At 47.1% G+C, this 18,110-nt stretch carries 14 protein-coding genes; 11 read left to right on the top strand and 3 right to left on the bottom strand.

The features are described 5' to 3' along the window. The first annotated feature begins 119 nt into the window (after positions 1-119). The 3 genes from MKY87_RS11220 (at position 120) to MKY87_RS11210 (ending at position 4,808) form a co-directional block, all read left to right on the top strand. Positions 120-1,427, top strand: a complete 1,308-nt coding sequence (locus MKY87_RS11220; RefSeq protein WP_036668035.1) for a homocysteine synthase — start codon at positions 120-122, stop codon at positions 1,425-1,427. Between the two features lie 423 nt (positions 1,428-1,850). Then, positions 1,851-3,866, top strand: coding sequence for a heavy metal translocating P-type ATPase (locus MKY87_RS11215; protein ID WP_340964461.1), 2,016 nt, complete (start codon positions 1,851-1,853; stop codon positions 3,864-3,866). A gap of 132 nt (positions 3,867-3,998) precedes the next feature. Then, complete coding sequence (locus MKY87_RS11210; protein ID WP_215077971.1) at positions 3,999-4,808, top strand: alpha/beta fold hydrolase; 810 nt, start codon at positions 3,999-4,001, stop codon at positions 4,806-4,808. Between the two features lie 122 nt (positions 4,809-4,930). Here MKY87_RS11210 and MKY87_RS11205 read toward each other — a convergent pair whose 3' ends face one another. Beyond that, a complete protein-coding gene (locus tag MKY87_RS11205; protein WP_036606933.1) occupies positions 4,931-5,662 on the bottom strand; it encodes a ZIP family metal transporter in 732 nt (243 codons plus the stop codon). 256 nt (positions 5,663-5,918) lie between these two features. Between MKY87_RS11205 and trxB the strand changes: the two genes are divergently transcribed. The 3 genes from trxB to MKY87_RS11190 all read left to right on the top strand — a co-directional run bounded on the left by trxB (position 5,919) and on the right by MKY87_RS11190 (position 9,414). Then, entirely contained in the window at positions 5,919-6,860 is a 942-nt protein-coding gene (gene trxB, locus MKY87_RS11200) for a thioredoxin-disulfide reductase (protein ID WP_036668032.1), read from the top strand. Positions 6,861-6,922: 62 nt separating this feature from the next. After that, positions 6,923-7,153 (top strand): glutaredoxin family protein, encoded by a 231-nt coding sequence (locus tag MKY87_RS11195; RefSeq protein ID WP_036668031.1) that lies wholly within the window; start codon positions 6,923-6,925, stop codon positions 7,151-7,153. Between the two features lie 281 nt (positions 7,154-7,434). Then, positions 7,435-9,414, top strand: coding sequence for an AraC family transcriptional regulator (locus MKY87_RS11190; protein WP_340964454.1), 1,980 nt, complete (start codon positions 7,435-7,437; stop codon positions 9,412-9,414). A 123-nt stretch (positions 9,415-9,537) separates the two neighbouring features. Here the strand turns inward: MKY87_RS11190 and MKY87_RS11185 are convergent, their stop codons facing one another. Both MKY87_RS11185 and MKY87_RS11180 read right to left on the bottom strand, forming a co-directional pair. Next, positions 9,538-9,735 (bottom strand): hypothetical protein, encoded by a 198-nt coding sequence (locus MKY87_RS11185; RefSeq protein ID WP_017692236.1) that lies wholly within the window; start codon positions 9,733-9,735, stop codon positions 9,538-9,540. A 147-nt stretch (positions 9,736-9,882) separates the two neighbouring features. Beyond that, on the bottom strand, positions 9,883-11,049 hold the full coding sequence (locus MKY87_RS11180; protein ID WP_036668027.1) for an ROK family transcriptional regulator: 1,167 nt from the start codon (positions 11,047-11,049) through the stop codon (positions 9,883-9,885). A 198-nt stretch (positions 11,050-11,247) separates the two neighbouring features. On the opposite strand from MKY87_RS11180, the gene xylA reads away from it, so the two are divergent. From xylA to MKY87_RS30725, 5 genes are all read left to right on the top strand, one after another. Beyond that, entirely contained in the window at positions 11,248-12,564 is a 1,317-nt protein-coding gene (gene xylA, locus MKY87_RS11175) for a xylose isomerase (RefSeq protein ID WP_133387161.1), read from the top strand. 508 nt (positions 12,565-13,072) lie between these two features. Next, on the top strand, positions 13,073-13,231 hold the full coding sequence (locus tag MKY87_RS11170) for a hypothetical protein (RefSeq protein ID WP_340964452.1): 159 nt from the start codon (positions 13,073-13,075) through the stop codon (positions 13,229-13,231). Positions 13,232-13,282: 51 nt separating this feature from the next. Beyond that, entirely contained in the window at positions 13,283-14,776 is a 1,494-nt protein-coding gene (gene xylB / locus MKY87_RS11165) for a xylulokinase (RefSeq protein WP_340964450.1), read from the top strand. Between the two features lie 223 nt (positions 14,777-14,999). Then, positions 15,000-15,716 carry a glycosyltransferase family 2 protein gene (locus MKY87_RS11160; protein ID WP_340964447.1) on the top strand — a complete coding sequence of 239 codons (717 nt, stop codon included), beginning with the start codon at positions 15,000-15,002 and terminating at the stop codon, positions 15,714-15,716. 1,082 nt (positions 15,717-16,798) lie between these two features. Beyond that, positions 16,799-17,869, top strand: coding sequence for a glycosyltransferase (locus tag MKY87_RS30725; RefSeq protein ID WP_445669454.1), 1,071 nt, complete (start codon positions 16,799-16,801; stop codon positions 17,867-17,869). Positions 17,870-18,110 lie beyond the last annotated feature (241 nt).

Raw genomic sequence — 18,110 nt, 5'->3', positions numbered from 1 at the left:
CAATCGGAAATAAGTCTTTTCAAATGCGACATCTTGTGAGAGAATATGGAAAACATACGCCACCATGTGAAGACATCAGGAACGTAAAGAACGTATATATCGAGGGAGGATTCAGATTTATGTCAAACGAACGTGAGCTTTCATTTGAAACATTGGCAATTCATGCAGGCCAGGAGATTGATCCAACCACCAACGCACGAGCTGTACCCTTGTATCAGACAACATCCTATGGATTCAAGGACACCGAGCATGCAGCTAACTTGTTTGGTTTGAAAGAGTTTGGCAACATCTATACCCGTCTGATGAATCCAACAACCGACGTGTTTGAGCAACGGATTGCAGCGTTGGAAGGCGGAGCTGGCGCGCTGGCTACAGCTTCTGGTCAAGCAGCCATTACGTTTTCACTTCTGAATATTGCTGGTGCAGGTGATGAGATCGTGTCTTCGGCGAGTTTGTATGGAGGTACATACAATCTGTTCTCGACGACTTTGCCGAAATTGGGTATAGACGTGAAATTTGTGGATTCCAGTGATCCTGAGAATTTCCGGGCAGCGATTACGGAGAAAACGAAAGCACTGTATGCCGAAACGATCGGTAATCCAAAGGGGAATGTTCTGGATATTGAAGCGGTGGCAGCGATTGCTCATGAACATGGAATTCCTTTGATCGTGGATAATACGTTCCCAAGTCCGTACCTGCTTCGTCCAATCGAACATGGAGCAGATATTGTCGTTCACTCTGCAACGAAATTTATTGGCGGTCATGGTACATCCATTGGTGGCGTTATCGTGGATAGCGGAAAATTTGACTGGAAAGCAAGTGGCAAGTTCCCTGGATTGACGGAGCCGGACTCCAGTTATAACGGTGTTGTATATACGGAAGCGGTTGGACCGATTGCTTATATTATCAAAGCTCGTGTACAGCTATTGCGTGACCTGGGTGCAACAATCTCTCCATTCAACTCCTGGTTGCTGCTGCAAGGACTGGAGACATTACATCTGCGCGTAGAGCGTCATAGTAGCAATGCCCTTGCGGTTGCGGAATTCCTTGAGAAACATGAGGACGTGTCTTGGGTTAGTTATGCAGGTCTGCCGAGCCACGGTTCTTACGAGCTTGCACAGAAGTATCTGCCAAGAGGGCAGGGTGCCATTCTGACCTTTGGAATCAAAGGTGGTGCGGACGCAGGTCGCAAATTGATTGAAAGTGTCAAACTGTTCTCTCACCTTGCGAACGTTGGCGATTCCAAGTCACTGATTATTCACCCGGCAAGTACAACTCACGCACAGTTGACTGAAGATGAACAGACCGCAGCAGGGGTTAATCCGGAGTTGATTCGTCTGTCTGTGGGTACGGAGAACATTCAAGACATTATCTATGATCTGGAGCAAGCCATCAAAGCAAGTCAGGGAGCAAGTGTAGGCGCGTAAATGGCATTGGGTGGATGTGTAAACAATCACTTAAGCGATATGCCATAAACAGGTCATATTGAATATCAATACATGGTTAAAGCCGTTGTCCTCTGAGACAGCGGCTTTTTGTCTTTTTTTAACACGCATATATGAGTACCATCGAAAAAAGCCCATTTACAAATGTGGATCACAGGCATATACTGATTAAAAGTTGTATTGAGTAAAAATAATTGCATAAGTACAAAAATGATTATCATTCTCATTCGAGATTATTGTAAAATCATTCACAAAACCATGCTGCTGCGGGATTCCCGCAGCAGCATGTGTCATTTTTAGGGCATTAACAATGGCTCTCATTCTCAATACAACTTCATTTCTGGAAGCGGAACTTGAGCACATTCACTATCCGCAAACCTACCATTTGAAAGGAACGTGATTTATATGCAAGCGATACATCAACCTCTACACAGACAGCAACAAGCAGAACAACGCTCATCCCAAACACCCGGCCCCAATCGGGGCAAGAAGCCTGATTTTCGAGCCATGATGCAGAATAAAGAGATGCAATCTGCATTGGGCAGCGGGCTGTTGATGCTGATTGCCTGGGGAACTGCACCGTTTTTTGGTACCTTATCCATCATGCTCTACATTGTGGCGTATGCCGTGGGCGGTTGGACCAAAGCGAAGGAAGGTATCGAGACACTGGTTAAGGACCATGATCTGGATGTAAATCTGCTGATGATTGCCGCATCCCTTGGGGCAGCAGCCATCGGTTACTGGAATGAAGGGGCGATGCTTATCTTTATTTTTGCACTCAGTGGTGCGTTGGAAAGTTATGCGACAGAGCGCAGTCATAAGGATATCTCATCGTTGCTCGCACTTAAGCCGGAGACTGCACTGCGTATTGAAGATGGACAGATGAATCTCGTGGCTATTGATGATCTGCAGCCGGGTGATCTGCTGTTGGTCAAACCGGGAGAACTGATTCCTGCGGATGGCGTGGTGTACCGAGGGAGTTCTTTTATCAATCAGTCGTCCATTACTGGAGAATCCCTGCCTGTGGACAAAGTTGCGGGGGATGAAGTCTATGCAGGTACGGTAAATGGCGAGGGCGCATTATACGTAGAGGTCACAAAATCGGCGGAAGGTTCAGTGTTCGGCAAAATCATTAAAATGGTGGAAGAAGCGCAGGCGGAACTACCGGATTCTCAGCGTTTCATGGAGCGGTTTGAAGGGATTTACGCACGTATTGTTGTGGGGGTGACCTTACTTGTCATTGCAGGAACTCCGCTGCTGCTTGGCTGGACATGGAATGAGGCATTTTACAAAGCGATGGTATTTCTGGTGGTTGCTTCTCCTTGTGCATTGGTGTCTTCCATCATGCCTGTTATGCTGTCCGCGATGTCCAGCAGCGCCCGCCGGGGCATTCTTTTCAAGGGAGGTGCCCATATGGAGAATATGGCTCGCACGCGGGTCGTGGCTTTTGACAAAACAGGTACATTGACCATGGGCACCCCGCAAGTCACCGATATTATTACGGCTGAACATGTAGATCGTACCCAGCTGTTAGCTGCGGTGGCAGCGATTGAGAACATCTCCATGCATCCTTTGGCTCGTGCCATCGTAGATCAGGCGAATAAGGAGAATATCACACTTCAGGAAGCGGAGCACGTACAGGCTCTAACGGGCTGGGGCATCGAAGGAACGGTGAACGATGTGGTCTGGAGTATTGGCAAAACAAATGTAATGGAATCGATGCAGTCAGAGGAGATGAAAGACAGCAACGTTGATGATCCAGATAAACAGGGTGTTACCCCTGTGAAGGTGTCTTCTGAGTGGGACGATGTACGCTCTCGTCTTGAGGGGGAGGGAAAAACCGTATCCGTTGTTATGGCTGATGGTGAATTAGTCGGGCTGATCGCGATGCGGGACACGGTACGGCCACAGGCAGCAGCTGCAGTGAAAAAGCTTGAAGTGATGGGTGTAAAAGTTGTCATGTTAACAGGAGACCGAGCCAGATCAGCTTCTGTAATTGCCCGTGAAACAGGAGTAAGTATGGTCTATGCAGATTTGCTGCCTGAAGATAAAGTGAAGCAGGTCCAAGCGCTCCGCAAAAAGTATGGTCCTGTGTTAATGGTAGGGGATGGTGTCAATGATGCACCAGCACTTGCAGCAGCTACTGTGGGTATGGGGATGGGATTGTCCGGCAGCGGGACTGCATTGGAGGTCGCTGATGCGGTACTGATGAACGATAACATTGAAGAGATCGCTTGGGTGATTGGGCACGCTCGTCGAGCACAGCGCACGGTGAAGCAGAATATGTTTTTTGCCATCACCGTTATTCTGGCCTTAATTGCTGGTAACTTCCTCCAGGATGTCGCACTGCCTCTAGGTGTGGTAGGACATGAAGGAAGTACAATTCTGGTTATTCTGAATGGGCTCAGGCTGCTACGGTAATCAGATTTGGAGAGGAAAATGGTTAATTGGTTTCGCTGGTAGCATGCGGCTGGTTGAACAGCTTACGTTTGAACCTTGGGTCAGCGGGTAATGATTCGAAGAGACGATTCGATAATAAGGGAGTTGTGAAATATGGGACGTTATGTACAAGTGGAACCAAATGTAAAAGTATATGTTGAAGATATTGGCGAAGGCACCCCGGTTGTCTTTTTGCACGGCTGGCCTGTTAATTATAAAATGTTTGAATACCAATTGAACGTACTGCCGAACCATGGCATTCGTGCCATCGCGATAGATTTTAGAGGATATGGCTTATCGGATAAGCCTTCCACAGGATATGATTATGATCGCATGGCAGACGATGTTCGTGCCGTTATCGATGAGCTGGAGCTGAAAGACGCGGTACTTGCAGGGTTCTCCATGGGTGGAGCGATCGCAGTTCATTACATGGCTCGCCATAAGGGACATGGTGTCTCCAAGCTGGCCTTGTTATCTGCGGCAGCCCCTGTGTTCACACAGCGTGAGGGATATCCGTATGGATTGACTCCAGAGCAGCTGAACGAGCAGATCATTGAGCCGATCTTCGCAGATCGTCCGAAGTTGCTGGAGACGTTTGGCGGCATGTTCTTCGCGAAGAAACACAGCCAGCCATTCATGGATTGGTTCCACGCGCTTGGCATGGAGGCTTCATCTTATGGTACCATTCGCAGTGCAATTGCGTTGCGGGATGAGGACTTGCGTGGTGACCTGAGTTCGATCCAGGTTCCAACAGCCATTTTGCACGGGAAAAAGGATGAGATCTGTCCGTTTGAATTCGCCGAGCAGATGCACCAAGGTATCGCTTCGTCTCAACTGATTGCTTTTGAAGAGAGCGGTCATGGTGCATTCTATGATGAATTGGAGAAATTCAATTCGGAACTGATACGTTTCATCCAATCCTGATCAGGAGAGGGCATAATGCCTCTGACAGGCGATCCCAGTAATTTCATGGAATCTTCATTTGTGGCTAAACAAAGAACCCGGTCGACAGTCTTGGACTGATCGCCGGGTTCTTTAGTCTTCAATTAAAACAGTTCGGTCAGACCAATCATCGTGATGAGTCCGAGCAAAAAGGACATCGTCGCCACACGTGCATTGCCATCGCCGTGACTCTCGGGAATAAGTTCCTTGTAAACAATGAACATCATCGCACCAGCTGCAAAGGCCAGACCATAAGGCACAAGACCAGCTACGAGACTGCTCAAGGTGTAACCAATCATAGCTGTAATAATCTCTACCGCTCCGGTCAGGGTGGCAATACCCAGTGCTTTGAAGCGGCCAATGTTCTGGTTCACGAGAAAGAGGGCCACCAGGAATCCTTCCGGCGCATTCTGCAATCCGATGGAAAAGGCAATGAGATTGCCCAGGTTCTCATCCGAACTTGCATAGCTAACGCCAACGGATAACCCTTCTGGCAGGTTATGCATGGTGATGGCTGCAATAATCATGAAGGCTTTGGTTTCAATTTTAAAAGGCATTTTCTCGGGATTCTCCAGATCGACGTGTGGGATCTTCATCTCCAGCACCAGTAGAACCAGGCTACCAAGCATAATACCAAATGCAAGTACAAAGAGATTTGATTGGCCAAGCGCTTCGGGAATGAGATTATACACCGAGGCCGAGGTCATAATACCTGCGGCGTATGCCAGCAAGATATCACGCAGACGGTGCGATATTTTGCGCATAAATAGAATCGGTACGGCCCCTAGGCCGGTAGACATGGCTGATATAAAACTGCCAATGAGTGCATCGTTCATGCTTCCATTTTCCCTCCTGATGAAGACTTCTTCATAATCGCTGCCGAGCATTGACACCGTACATAAAAGAGATCATAATGAACAACAGATTAGAATGATTATAAATTAGAATTCCGTTTCTGCATAGGGCCATTGTCATATCACAGGCAGGTCTTGTGGACATGATGTGGGCTTTTCGTTCTAGTGTATGCAAAAGCCTAAGCTTTTGATGCCGGAGGGTCTAACCTTTTTGCAGAACCCGGGGGAGGAACTATACATGTATAAATCAATTATTATTGGAACAGGCCCTGCAGGGCTGACAGCAGCAATCTATCTGGCACGTGCCAACTTGAACCCACTCGTTATTGAAGGACCACAACCTGGTGGCCAACTGACAACAACGACTGAAGTGGAGAACTTCCCAGGTTTCCCTGATGGTATTATGGGTCCTGAACTGATGGACAACATGCGTAAACAAGCTGAGCGCTTCGGTGCTGAATTCCGTACAGGCTGGGTGAACAACATCGACATGAGCGAGCGTCCATTCAAGATTCAAGTTGAAGGTATGGGTGAACTCGTGTCTGAAACATTGATCCTGTCTACAGGCGCATCTGCTAAATACCTCGGTATTCCTGGCGAAGAAACAAATGTGGGCCGTGGTGTCAGCACATGTGCAACATGTGATGGATTCTTCTTCCGTAACAAAGAAATCATCGTTATCGGCGGTGGCGACTCTGCCCTTGAGGAAGCAAGCTTCTTGTCCCGTTTCGGTTCCAAAGTAACACTGGTACACCGTCGTGAAGAACTGCGTGGCTCCAAAATCATGCAGGATCGTGCACGCAGCAACGAAAAAGTAGAAATGGCTTTGAACCGTACACCACTCGAAGTACTTGCTGGCGACAACGGCGTAACCGGATTGAAAGTGTTGAACAACGAAACAGGTGAAGAAGAAGTGATTCCGGCAAGCGGCGTATTCGTAGCTATCGGTCACACACCAAACACTGGATTCCTTGGCGGACAGATCACTACGGACGAACATGGTTATATCCTGACTACACCAGGTACATCCGAGACAAACATCCCAGGTGTATTTGCATGTGGTGACGTACAGGATACACGTTACAAACAAGCGATTACAGCTGCAGGTAGCGGATGTATGGCTGCCATGGACACAGAGAAATACATTGAGAGCTTGGAGCACAGCGCAGTTGTTCTGTAATAGAATGAGCTGATTTCAACCAAACTATAGATTAATATAAAACCATATGAGGTGAATTAAACATGGAAAACGTAATTGTATATACATCAACGAACTGCCCGAACTGCAAATCCGTAAAAACGTTCCTGGCTGACAAAGGTATCTCTTATGAGGAGCGCAACATCGAAACTAGCGATGAATTTGCACAACAAGTATGGGACATGGGTGTACGTGCCGTGCCATTGACTGTAATTGGTGAACACCGCATTCTGGGTATGAACAAAACTCAATTTGCCAAAGCATTGGACGCTTAAATCAGGCTTATTATCTGAATTATCATGTGTTGAAAGAAATTTTCGATTCATATGCAATTCCGGTTTTCGCGAGCCGTTAGGATATAGAAAGAACCGTACCCGGAAGGGTACGGTTTTTTGTGCATTTACTCTGAGTGTAATGAACGGATATTTAACTGATCGCAAGCAACGTGAAGTTCTAAGATGATGGCGCAATGAATTATCATTCGCAATTGTCCGATGTACAGAAGTGCGATATCATTTTCTTAAGTCGCAGAGCATAATTGAGGTGAACAAGCAGCATGATTATAGATCAGGAGGAGCATTTTCGCTTCTGGGAACAGGCAAGTATACGAGATATCCATGTTGAACGTGCTATTCTTGCAAAGGGTGAAAGAGCATTATTCACGATGCAGTCCAGCAGTTTTTTCTGTATAAAGAGAGGGAACTTACTGGTATTGCTCAATCAGAAGACCTATTCCATCCATCCTTTTGAGGTTATTCATGCTCCTTCCAAAAGTCTGTTTGAAGTTAACGCAGGTTCAGACGGAGCAGAGTATATACTAATTTCGTATAAAGCAGAACGGCAGTCAACGTCCGGCGATGAGCCGCTGTTTGTAGATGAACACAAAGATCCAACTCACATTACATATCGTGTGACACTAGCGCAGCCAATGATGTTATATGAAATTGCAGATCGTATGTTAGAGACCCAGCAGCAGGAGGGGCCTTCGGTTCCGCTTCAACTTAAGGCTTCTTTCTATCAATGGGTTTATCATATGGTGGAACAATACTATTTACAGTCTCCGGTCGTCAAAACGGCCAGTCCAGTCGAGTTGGTCATACAGACTTTGGAGTACCTGTTGCAGAACTATGCAAAACCGCATACGTTGGATTCTTTGGCTGGGGTGATGGGGCGGAGTCCGGGTCATCTCTCGAATTGTTTCAAACAAGTGCTTAATCGTGGACCGATTGACTGTCTAATCCGTCTACGTATGCAAAAAGCATATAAACTATTGGCCGAGACGAAGCTTCCGTTACGAGTAATTGCATCATCTATCGGGTATCAGGATGCATATTATTTCAGCAATGCCTTTAAAAAGTACAGCGGAATTTCTCCACAGATGTATCGGAAGCAAATCAAGGAGGAAGATGTTATATCCTTAGCAGGAAGAAATCATATTGTAGGCTTTCCAGACCCGTGTTATATTCCATTTTATGATAATGATAATTATTATCAATATTTGGATGGAGGGTCTGATGAAATGGTGAAAAATATAAAGAGAGTCCCAATGGCTTTACTGATGGCTTTTGGGTTGCTGTTAAGTGCATGTAGTGGCGGTTCTTCAGGGAATACAGGGGCTGCTACAGGAGATGGAAGTACAGCTCAATCGAAAGCACCAGCTTCCCAAGTAAACAGTTCAAGCGATATTAATACAAATGAAAATGTCCAAGCGACAACACGTATAGTGAACACATCCATGGGTGAGGTCGAAGTGCCAGCTAATCCGCAGCGTGTCGTAACGGATTTCTTTTTGGGTCATATTCTGGCCTTGAATGTAAAACCCGTAGGAAGTAACGGCGTATTCATGCAAAACCCTTATCTGGAGGGCAAGGTTTCCGGTATCGAGGATATTTCGGACAATCTTGAAGCAATAACTGGACTGAACCCTGACCTAATCGTTACAGGTAATGCCAAAAGTTACGATGCTTATTCCAAAATCGCCCCAACCGTCTTTCTGGACAACTCGGCCCCCGTTCGTGATCAGGTTAAAGAGCTTGGCGTTATATTGGGGAAAGAGGCTGAAGCATCGGCATGGCTTACCGATTTTGAACAAAAGGTGACTTCGGCCAAGGATAGTTTAAGCAGTATAATCAAAGAGGGAGAAACCGTTACTGTGTTTGACGGAGGCTTGAGCAAAGAAATCACGCTTTATGGTAATGCGCATACAGGCAGAACGATCCATGGTGAATTGGACTTGCCTATGAACGAGAACGTGATACGCAGCATTGATCCAAAAGTGGGCTGGGCTACGATCTCCAATGAACTCGCCGGATCATATGCTGGTGATTACATATTTATGGCCGTGGATGCCAAAGCGGAATCGTTTGACTATGCAAGTGATCCGGTGTGGGGAACGCTAGACGCAGTCAAAGACAATGAGTTATACGAAATTGATGGCTACAAATTCTATTTCTCCGATCCGATCTCCGTGATGGGCCAGATTCAGGATATTGTCGACATGATGGAAGAACGCGCTCTAGAGAATTCCAAAAAGTAAGCACGGTTACGCTAAAATAGGTAAGTAGAAAAATCCCCTTGCGTCCGTAATTCAGAGTACATGATAACGTGTACCCATGAATAACTGCGAAAGGGGATTTTGCATGAAAACAAATAATTACATCTAGAAAAAAATACTCATGAAAGTCTGAAATACAACATACACCAGCAATCCTGACAGCATGTACATGAAACCAGCCTTCTTTTTGCTCTGGAACAATCGGAGTATGCCAAGGCTGAACAGGGGCGCAAGCACAATCAGGAACAGGAGGACGGTGACAAACATTTGCGCCGAGATATCTGAAGTATCCACGTAGGTCACGCTTTTTTTCACTCCGTTTCGTTATCGGAATTAACACAGCTTAATTCACACAGCCATGACAAAAATCACATAACCCCATTATACATCTGGATTTCTTTAACAAAAAGGGAGGAAATGGGGCGAAATGATGTCAATTTTCATCTGTTATTAGACAGACACTCTGATTTTTCCTAAAAACTGGGATATCGCAGAGTAAGCGGCACCAACGCGGGTGGAACGGCTGCCCAGAGCTGCCCATTCAATCTGCAAACTGCGGCGGTGATAAGGTAATGTACGTTCCTCGACAACCTGTTTTAACGACGTTTCAATCCAGGGACCTGCTTCAGAAAGCGGACCACCAATGATAATACGTTCCGGGTTGAAACTGTTAACGATGTTGGTTATGCCAATCCCCAGTTTGCGTCCAATCGTGTTGTATAATTCCTGAACAGTATCGTGGCCTTGCTCCGCATGATGAATAAGCTCTCGTGTGGTATGAGCAGGTAATTTTAGCTGATGGTCCGGGTGCTCGTAGGCTTTTTCCGATGCGTATAACTCCCAGCAACCACGATTACCACAGGAGCAGGGCAGACCTTCCGCTTCAATGGACATATGGCCTGTTTCCCCTGCGTAGCCCCACGCGCCTTTGTATAATTCACCATCTACCATGATGCCTGAACCAATCCCCATGCCTGCACTGATGTAGATCATGTGACGGACACCGATACCTGCCCCAAAATTCAACTCTCCATGAGCACCAGCATTGGCTTCATTATCGATCGTTACAGGCAGTTCAAATTCTTCTTCAAGCATCGAGCGCAGAGCTACCTTCTCCCACCCCAGGTTGGGTGCAAACAGGACCGTTCCTGCCTCATCCACCATGCCGGGCACTCCGATACCGATGCCAATGACACCGTGAGGGGAAGCAGGAGCAGCTTCAATGAGCTGTTTTGCTGCCAATTTCAATTGCTCCAGTACAGAGGAGACGTCATGATGTTCCAAGGTCACTGCGTACTCTGTAATGATGTGTCCTTCCAGATCTGTAAGCACGCCTTTCAAATGGGTCACACTGAGTTCCAGACCGACTGCATAGCCTGATGTCCCTCGGAACAGCAGCATGAGTGGTTTACGTCCGCCGCTGGATTCACCAGGGCCAATCTCCTGCACCAGGTCATCACTGATCAGATCAGCAACCAGGTTGGATACCGTTGCTTTGTTCAGCCCCGTAACCTCGGACACTCGTGCGCGAGAAAGAGGGGCATGGCGCCGGATCGTATCGAGAACGATCGACTTGTTTATTTTTTTGACCAGCATCTGGTCTCCGGTAATTTTCATATGGTTAAGGCACTCCTATTCTTCTGATAAAAGGGTTCTGACCCACATCCGAAACAAGTTATTCGACTATTATAGCGTAAACAAACATGTAAAAAACAATTTTATTTTACTTTGTTTAACCAATAGACAAAGTATATTCGATGTGATAGGATAACGGTGTAAACGATTTCTTAAAACTATTGAGGAGGCATTTTACACATGGCCTATTTTGAATCCGTTAATAAAATTGCATTTGAAGGTAAAGATTCCAAGAATCCTTTTGCTTTTAAACATTATAATCCGGAAGAAGTGGTAGCCGGCAAATCGATGGAAGAACATTTCCGTTTCGGCATGGCTTACTGGCATACATTAACTGCAGGCGGCAGTGACCCGTTTGGTGCGGAGACAGCTGTTCGTTCGTGGGATAAATACTCAGGTCTGGACCTCGCGAAAGTACGCGTGGAAGCGGCATTTGAATTTTTGGAAAAAATGAATCTGCCGTTCTTCTGTTTCCACGATGTGGACATTGCACCAGAAGGCAACAACCTGCGCGAGTTCTACAGCAACATTGATACAATCGTTGATCTGATTGAAGATCATATGAAATCCAGCGGCAAAAAACTGCTCTGGAACACGGCGAACATGTTCTCGAACCCACGCTTCATGTTTGGTGCAGCTTCCACTTGTAATGCAGACGTGTATGCTCACGCTGCGGCACAGATCAAGAAAGGTCTGGAAGTGGGTAAACGTCTGGGCGCTGAAAACTATGTATTCTGGGGCGGTCGTGAAGGTTACGACACATTGCTGAACACAGACATGCAACTGGAGCAAGACAACATTGCTCGCATGTTCCACATGGCTGTAGACTACGCGAAGGAAATTGGTTTTGACGCACAATTCTTGATTGAGCCTAAACCAAAAGAGCCAACGAAACACCAATATGATTATGATGCAGCAACTTCCATTGCTTTCTTGCAAAAATACGGTTTGGACAAACACTTCAAACTCAACCTGGAAGCCAACCACGCTACACTGGCTGGTCATACATTCGATCACGAAATCCGCGTAGCTCGTACAAACGGTATGCTCGGTTCCCTCGATGCAAACCAAGGCGATATGTTGATCGGTTGGGATACAGATGAGTTCCCGGTTGATATGTACGATGCTACATTGACGATGTATGAAGTATTGAAAAACGGCGGTATCGGCCGTGGTGGTGTGAACTTTGACGCGAAAGTACGTCGTGGTTCCTTCGAAGCAGACGATCTGTTCCTGGCACACATCGCAGGTATGGATACGTATGCGAAAGGTCTGAAAGTAGCAGCGAAATTGATCGAAGATCGCGTATTTGATGACTTCATCGAAAAACGTTACAGCAGCTTCAGCGAAGGTATTGGCGCAGATGTAGTTGCAGGTAAAGCAACACTGGCTTCCCTTGCGGAGTACGCGTTGAATAACGAAAACCCACGCAAAAACCAATCGGGACGTCAGGAACTGCTGAGAGCACAACTCAACCAGTACATCCTGGCTGACTAATAGCGGATTAGGCAGGGTTCGTGTACGTCGACAACCGATGGTTACTCAACTCATATGTGTTGGACATTAGTGTCGAAACTAGCCTATGCACAAGATTAGCTTGTACCATGGAACGCCTGAACAAGCATGACATTCGGACCGTCCCCGACTTTCCCTTGGGAAGACGGGGGCGGTTTTTTGATTAAATAACGCGATTTTTAAATTTTTGATATAAATGAATAATTTGCATGCAGAACGAAGTGAGCAGAAAGGACCCGAGGAAGCGGAGCGTTCGCTAAGAGCTTTCTGAAAGAAAGCTGGCTTCGGAAGCATAGGCTTATCCCCGGATTTCACCCTTGCTAAAGGGTATAAAGGAAATCCGGGGGTAACGGCGATCCAAGGGTTTTCTGATCACGGAGTGACCACATGAGCATCAAGGTTTCATTCATAACCAATGACGAATCAAGGTCATTGGATCAATCTTTCTGTTATAAGAACGAGTATGTTTTTACTGTTTTGATATAAATGTTTGTCTAAGATGGTACATGCAGAACGAAGTGAGCAGAAAGGACCAGAGGAAGCGGAGCGTGCGGATTTATCCCCGGATTTCACCCTTGCTAAAGGGTATAAAGGAAATCCGGGGGTAACGGCGATCCGAGGGTTTTCTGATCACGGAGTGACCACATGAGCATCAAGGTTTCATTTATACAATCCTGTTACAAACGAGAGGAGTTAACCTATGAGTTACGTAATTGGTGTCGATCTGGGAACCAGCGCGGTTAAAACCGTGTTGGTCAATCGTGAAGGGAAAGTGGCATTTGAAGCATCCGAGGCATATCCGTTGTACCAGCCCAAAGCCGGATACAGTGAACAAAATCCCGAAGATTGGGTAGAGCAGACGATTGTTTCCTTGCGTAAATTGCTCGAAGTGTCTGGCGTACAGCCTTCGGAAATCGAGGGATTGAGCTTCTCCGGTCAGATGCACGGACTGGTTTTGGTGGATGCTGAAGGTAAACCGCTGCATAACGCAATCCTGTGGAACGATACACGCACAACGGCTCAGTGCCGCCGGATCGAAAAAGTACTGGATGGCAAGCTGTTAAGTATTGCCCGGAACCGTGCACTGGAAGGATTCACCTTGCCGAAAATTCTGTGGGTTCAGGAGAACGAGCCTGAATTGTTACAGCAAGCATCCTTGTTCCTGTTGCCAAAAGACTATGTGCGTTATCGCCTGACCGGGGATTACGCTATGGATTATTCTGATGCAGCGGGAACTTTGTTGCTAGACGTTGCAGGTAAGCAGTGGAGCAAAGTGATTGCAGAAGCATTCGAGCTGCCGATCTCCCTTTGTCCACGGCTTGTGGAATCGTTTGAGGAAGTGGGCACGTTGTTGCCTGAGATTGCGGATCAAACGGGTCTGGCGGCTGCGACGAAAGTATATGCAGGTGGCGCGGATAATGCTTGTGGTGCCATTGGCGCAGGTATTCTGAGTGAAGGACAGACGATGTGCAGCATCGGAACGTCCGGGGTTGTGCTTTCCTACGAAGAGCGTAAAGATCTCGACTTCGAAGGCAAAGTACACTTTTTTAATCATGGGGAGAAAGATGCCTTCTATATTATGGGGGTAACGCTTGCCGCAGGATATAGCCTGTCCTGGTTTAAGGATACGTTTGCAGCGGATAAATCGTTTGATGTGCTCTTGCAGGGCATTGATCAGGTTCCGGCGGGCAGCAACGGATTGTTGTTCACACCGTATATCGTTGGGGAGCGTACACCTCATCCGGATGCGAATATCCGTGGCAGCTTCATCGGTATGGATGCAGGACACAAGCTGGAGCACTTTGGACGTGCGGTGATGGAGGGCATTACCTTCTCGCTGCGCGAGTCCATTGATATTCTGCGCGGCGCAGGTAAAACCGTTAATGAAGTCATCTCCATTGGTGGCGGTGCCAAGAACGAAGCTTGGTTGCAAATGCAGGCTGATGTCTTTAACGCTACGATTGTGAAGCTGGAGAGCGAACAAGGTCCTGCGATGGGTGCAGCAATGCTGGCTGCCTATGGCTGTGGCTGGTTCCCGTCCTTGCAGGAATGTGCAACAGCGTTTATTCGTCCAGCGAAGTCCTATGAGCCGAACCCGGAAACGGTTGCCGTCTATGATGGACTGTTTGCACTGTATCAGGAAGTCTATGGACAGACACGTAGTCTCAATGATCGTTTGGCTGAATACCGTTAATTCATTTATTTCACTACATTAATCTTATGATTACATTTAAAAGCATCCGCGAAGGCGGGTGCTTTTTTTGTCGTTCATCAAGATTAACCCCATGAAAGGTTTCCTTGTCCTGCATATCTGCATTCCGGCTCTGCATAGATTGAGAATAGAGAATTGTGATCCGTCCACGCATCGTGTGTCCGACGATTTTAATAGGTAGAAGCTTGAGCATGGGGGTGAAGCTTTGGATGGACATGAGGAACATGGAAGACCACATATTACCTTGTCGATGATCGTTCGTAATGAAGAGAATCGCTATCTCAGGCAGGCACTGGTGAGACATCGTCCCTGGATTGATCGCGCAGTAATCATTGATGACGGAAGCACGGATGGAACGGTCGCGCTGTGCAGGGAACTTCTGGATGGTATTCCACTCGTATTAGTGGAGAACGCTGCTTCACGTTTTGCAGACGAGGTAAGCTTGAGAAAACAACAATGGGAAGAGACGGTGGCGACCAATCCGGAGTGGATTTTGAATCTGGATGCGGATGAGATTCTAACCAGTGACTTTGGGGTGGTACGGGATCTGCTGCTCAGTGGCAATGAAGATGCGATCTATTTCAGATTGTTTGATATGTGGAGTGAGACGCATTACCGAGAAGATGAGTTCTGGCAGGCGCATGCCTATTATCGGCCATTTCTGATTCGTTATCACCCGGGGATGAGCTATGAATGGAAGGAAACACCCCAGCATTGCGGTCGTTTTCCGTTAACGATCCAACATTGGTCCTATGGATGTCATGCTCCCCGGGTGAAGCACTATGGGTGGGCGCGGGAAGAAGACCGCATCCGCAAATATGAACGCTATCAAGCACTGGACCCTGAAGCAAGATACGGTTGGAAGGAACAGTATGAATCGATATTGGATCAAGAGCCACGACTGTTGGCATGGTTCGAATAAGGAGAGGGGGAGTGAGCACGTTGAAGAAAGACCCGTTACGTAAATCGCAAGAAGAATTCAAACCTCAAGCAGAGCCGAATTCCCAAGAGAAAGAGAATCAGAATGAGAAGCAACATGAGAGCGCAAATGAGAATCAGAAAGAGAGCCAGATTAATCATCGACCGTCCAGTCGTTCTGATAAATCGCTGGAAACCCGCCAATCGGAAAAGCTTGAAGAACTTTGCCAGGAAAGAATACTGATCGCCAGCCCGGTTCGCCAGACAACTCCGGTGCTCCGTGAATTTCTGGATTCTCTGCATGCACTGGAACGAACAACAGTGAAGACGGATTATCTGTTTGTTGACGATAACGTGGAAGAAGCCGCATCGAATATATTGCATGAATTTGTGCTTCAGCATGAAGGGACGGTTATTCAAGCAGATGAACATGGCAGTGGTAGTTCTGACAACAAAGGGGTGTACACCAAGGATGAGGGAGGACACTATTGGCAGGATGAGCAGATTTGGCGTGTAGCCGGTTTGAAAAATCGCATATTGCAATATGCACGCGATAATCACTACGATGCGGTTCTCCTGATTGATTCTGACTTGGTGCTGCATCCGCGGACGCTGGAGCAACTTGTATCGAGTGGCAAAGACATTGTATCCAATATCTTTTGGACCCGCTGGCAGCCGGATGCCAGGGAAATGCCGCAGGTATGGCTGCAGGATGAGTATGCTCTGTATCGCCGCGGTGGCAAAACAGTAGACGGAACCGAGGCGGAAGACGAGGGCACGCAAACGACTGCTTTTCTAAATCAGCTGCGGATCCCGGGTTGTTATGAAGTTGGAGGGCTAGGGGCATGTACCCTTATTCGCAAAAATGTTCTGGCAGCAGGAGTTTCGTATGACCAGATTCCCAATGTATCCTTCTGGGGCGAAGATCGTCATTTCTGCATCCGTGCTCAGGCACTGGGTTTTCGTTTGTTCGTCGATACTCATTTCCCTGCGTACCACATCTATCGATTGTCCGAACTGCCGGGGGTATCTGCCTTTAATCGTAGGGCGAGACGAGGTGAGGAGACGATCAGTATTACCCTGTGTATGATTGTGAAAAATGAAGAAGCTTCCCTCGCCAGATGTCTGGACTCGGTCAACGGTATTGCCGATGAGATTGTAATTGTGGATACCGGATCAACGGATCGCACTCGTCAGATCGCTTCCAGATATACGGATCGTATCGTTGATTTTGAATGGGTGGATGACTTTGCAGCAGCACGCAATTATGCCTTCGATCAGGCAAAGAGTGAATATATTCTTTGGCTGGATGCCGACGATGTGTTCGAACCGGAAGATCGGGCGAAACTGATCGCCTTGAAACGTTCGCTGGACCCGGATGTTGATAGTGTCACGATGGATTACAATCTGTCATTCACAGCAGATGGCAAGGTAGCCTACAGCCTGCGCCGGAATCGTCTGGTGCGTCGGGATCGGCAATTTCGCTGGATTGGCGCGGTTCATGAATATCTGGCTGTAGCGGGCAATCTGCTGCATAGTGATATAGCGGTTACCCACAAGAAAGATAAGGAGTATACCGATCGTAATCTGCGGATCTATCGCAAAAGGGAACAGGCCGGAGAGGAATTTGGGCCGCGTGACTTGTACTATTTCGGTAATGAACTGAAGGACCATGGACAGCATGAGGATGCGGTGAAGTACTATGAGAAGTTTCTGGATACCGGGCTGGGCTGGGTGGAAGATCAGATCGCTGCTTGCCAGAAAATTGCGGATTGTGAAGCTGCACTTGAACATCCGGAACAGGAAGTCACGGCGTTGTTCCGATCATTTGCCTATGATTTGCCAAGAGCCGAGATTTGCTGTCGATTGGGTGGTTATTTTGCCGACCGTGAAGATTATCGCAAGGCCCTGTTCTGGTACGAACAGGCGACTCGTGCTGTACGTCCTGACGATCCTATGGTGGTGCTGAATGAAGCAGCCTGGACCTGGATGCCGCATCTGCAACTATGTGTGTGTTATGACCGGATGGGTAACCGTGCCAAGGCCCGAGAACATAATGATATCGCACTCGCCTATCATCCAACACATCCAAGCATGTTATATAACGATCGATACTTTAAAGATTTGGAGAAGGATAACGTATTGGAAAAAGCTTAGTATTTTTCGGTTGAAATGCTGCCTCTTTTGTGGAGTTTAATGGGTGAATTAATCCCGTTTTCCATGAAGAGGTTTTTTTGCGTTATGATAAAAATACTTCATAGTGTCCGTGGAACACTCATTCACTTCAGAAATGGATTAATGTATTTCATCCAGGGGAGGATATGCTTTACAATAATGAATAACGGAAAAGCGGTGACCATGATTGCCTGTCTTCGGCTGCCGAATTGATAAAGCAAGG

Origin of the sequence: Paenibacillus sp. FSL R7-0198, assembly GCF_038000415.1 — a bacterium.
Taxonomy (GTDB): domain Bacteria; phylum Bacillota; class Bacilli; order Paenibacillales; family Paenibacillaceae; genus Paenibacillus.
Note: the sequence above shows the minus strand (reverse complement) of the source record. Positions and strands in the feature narration are given on the sequence as shown.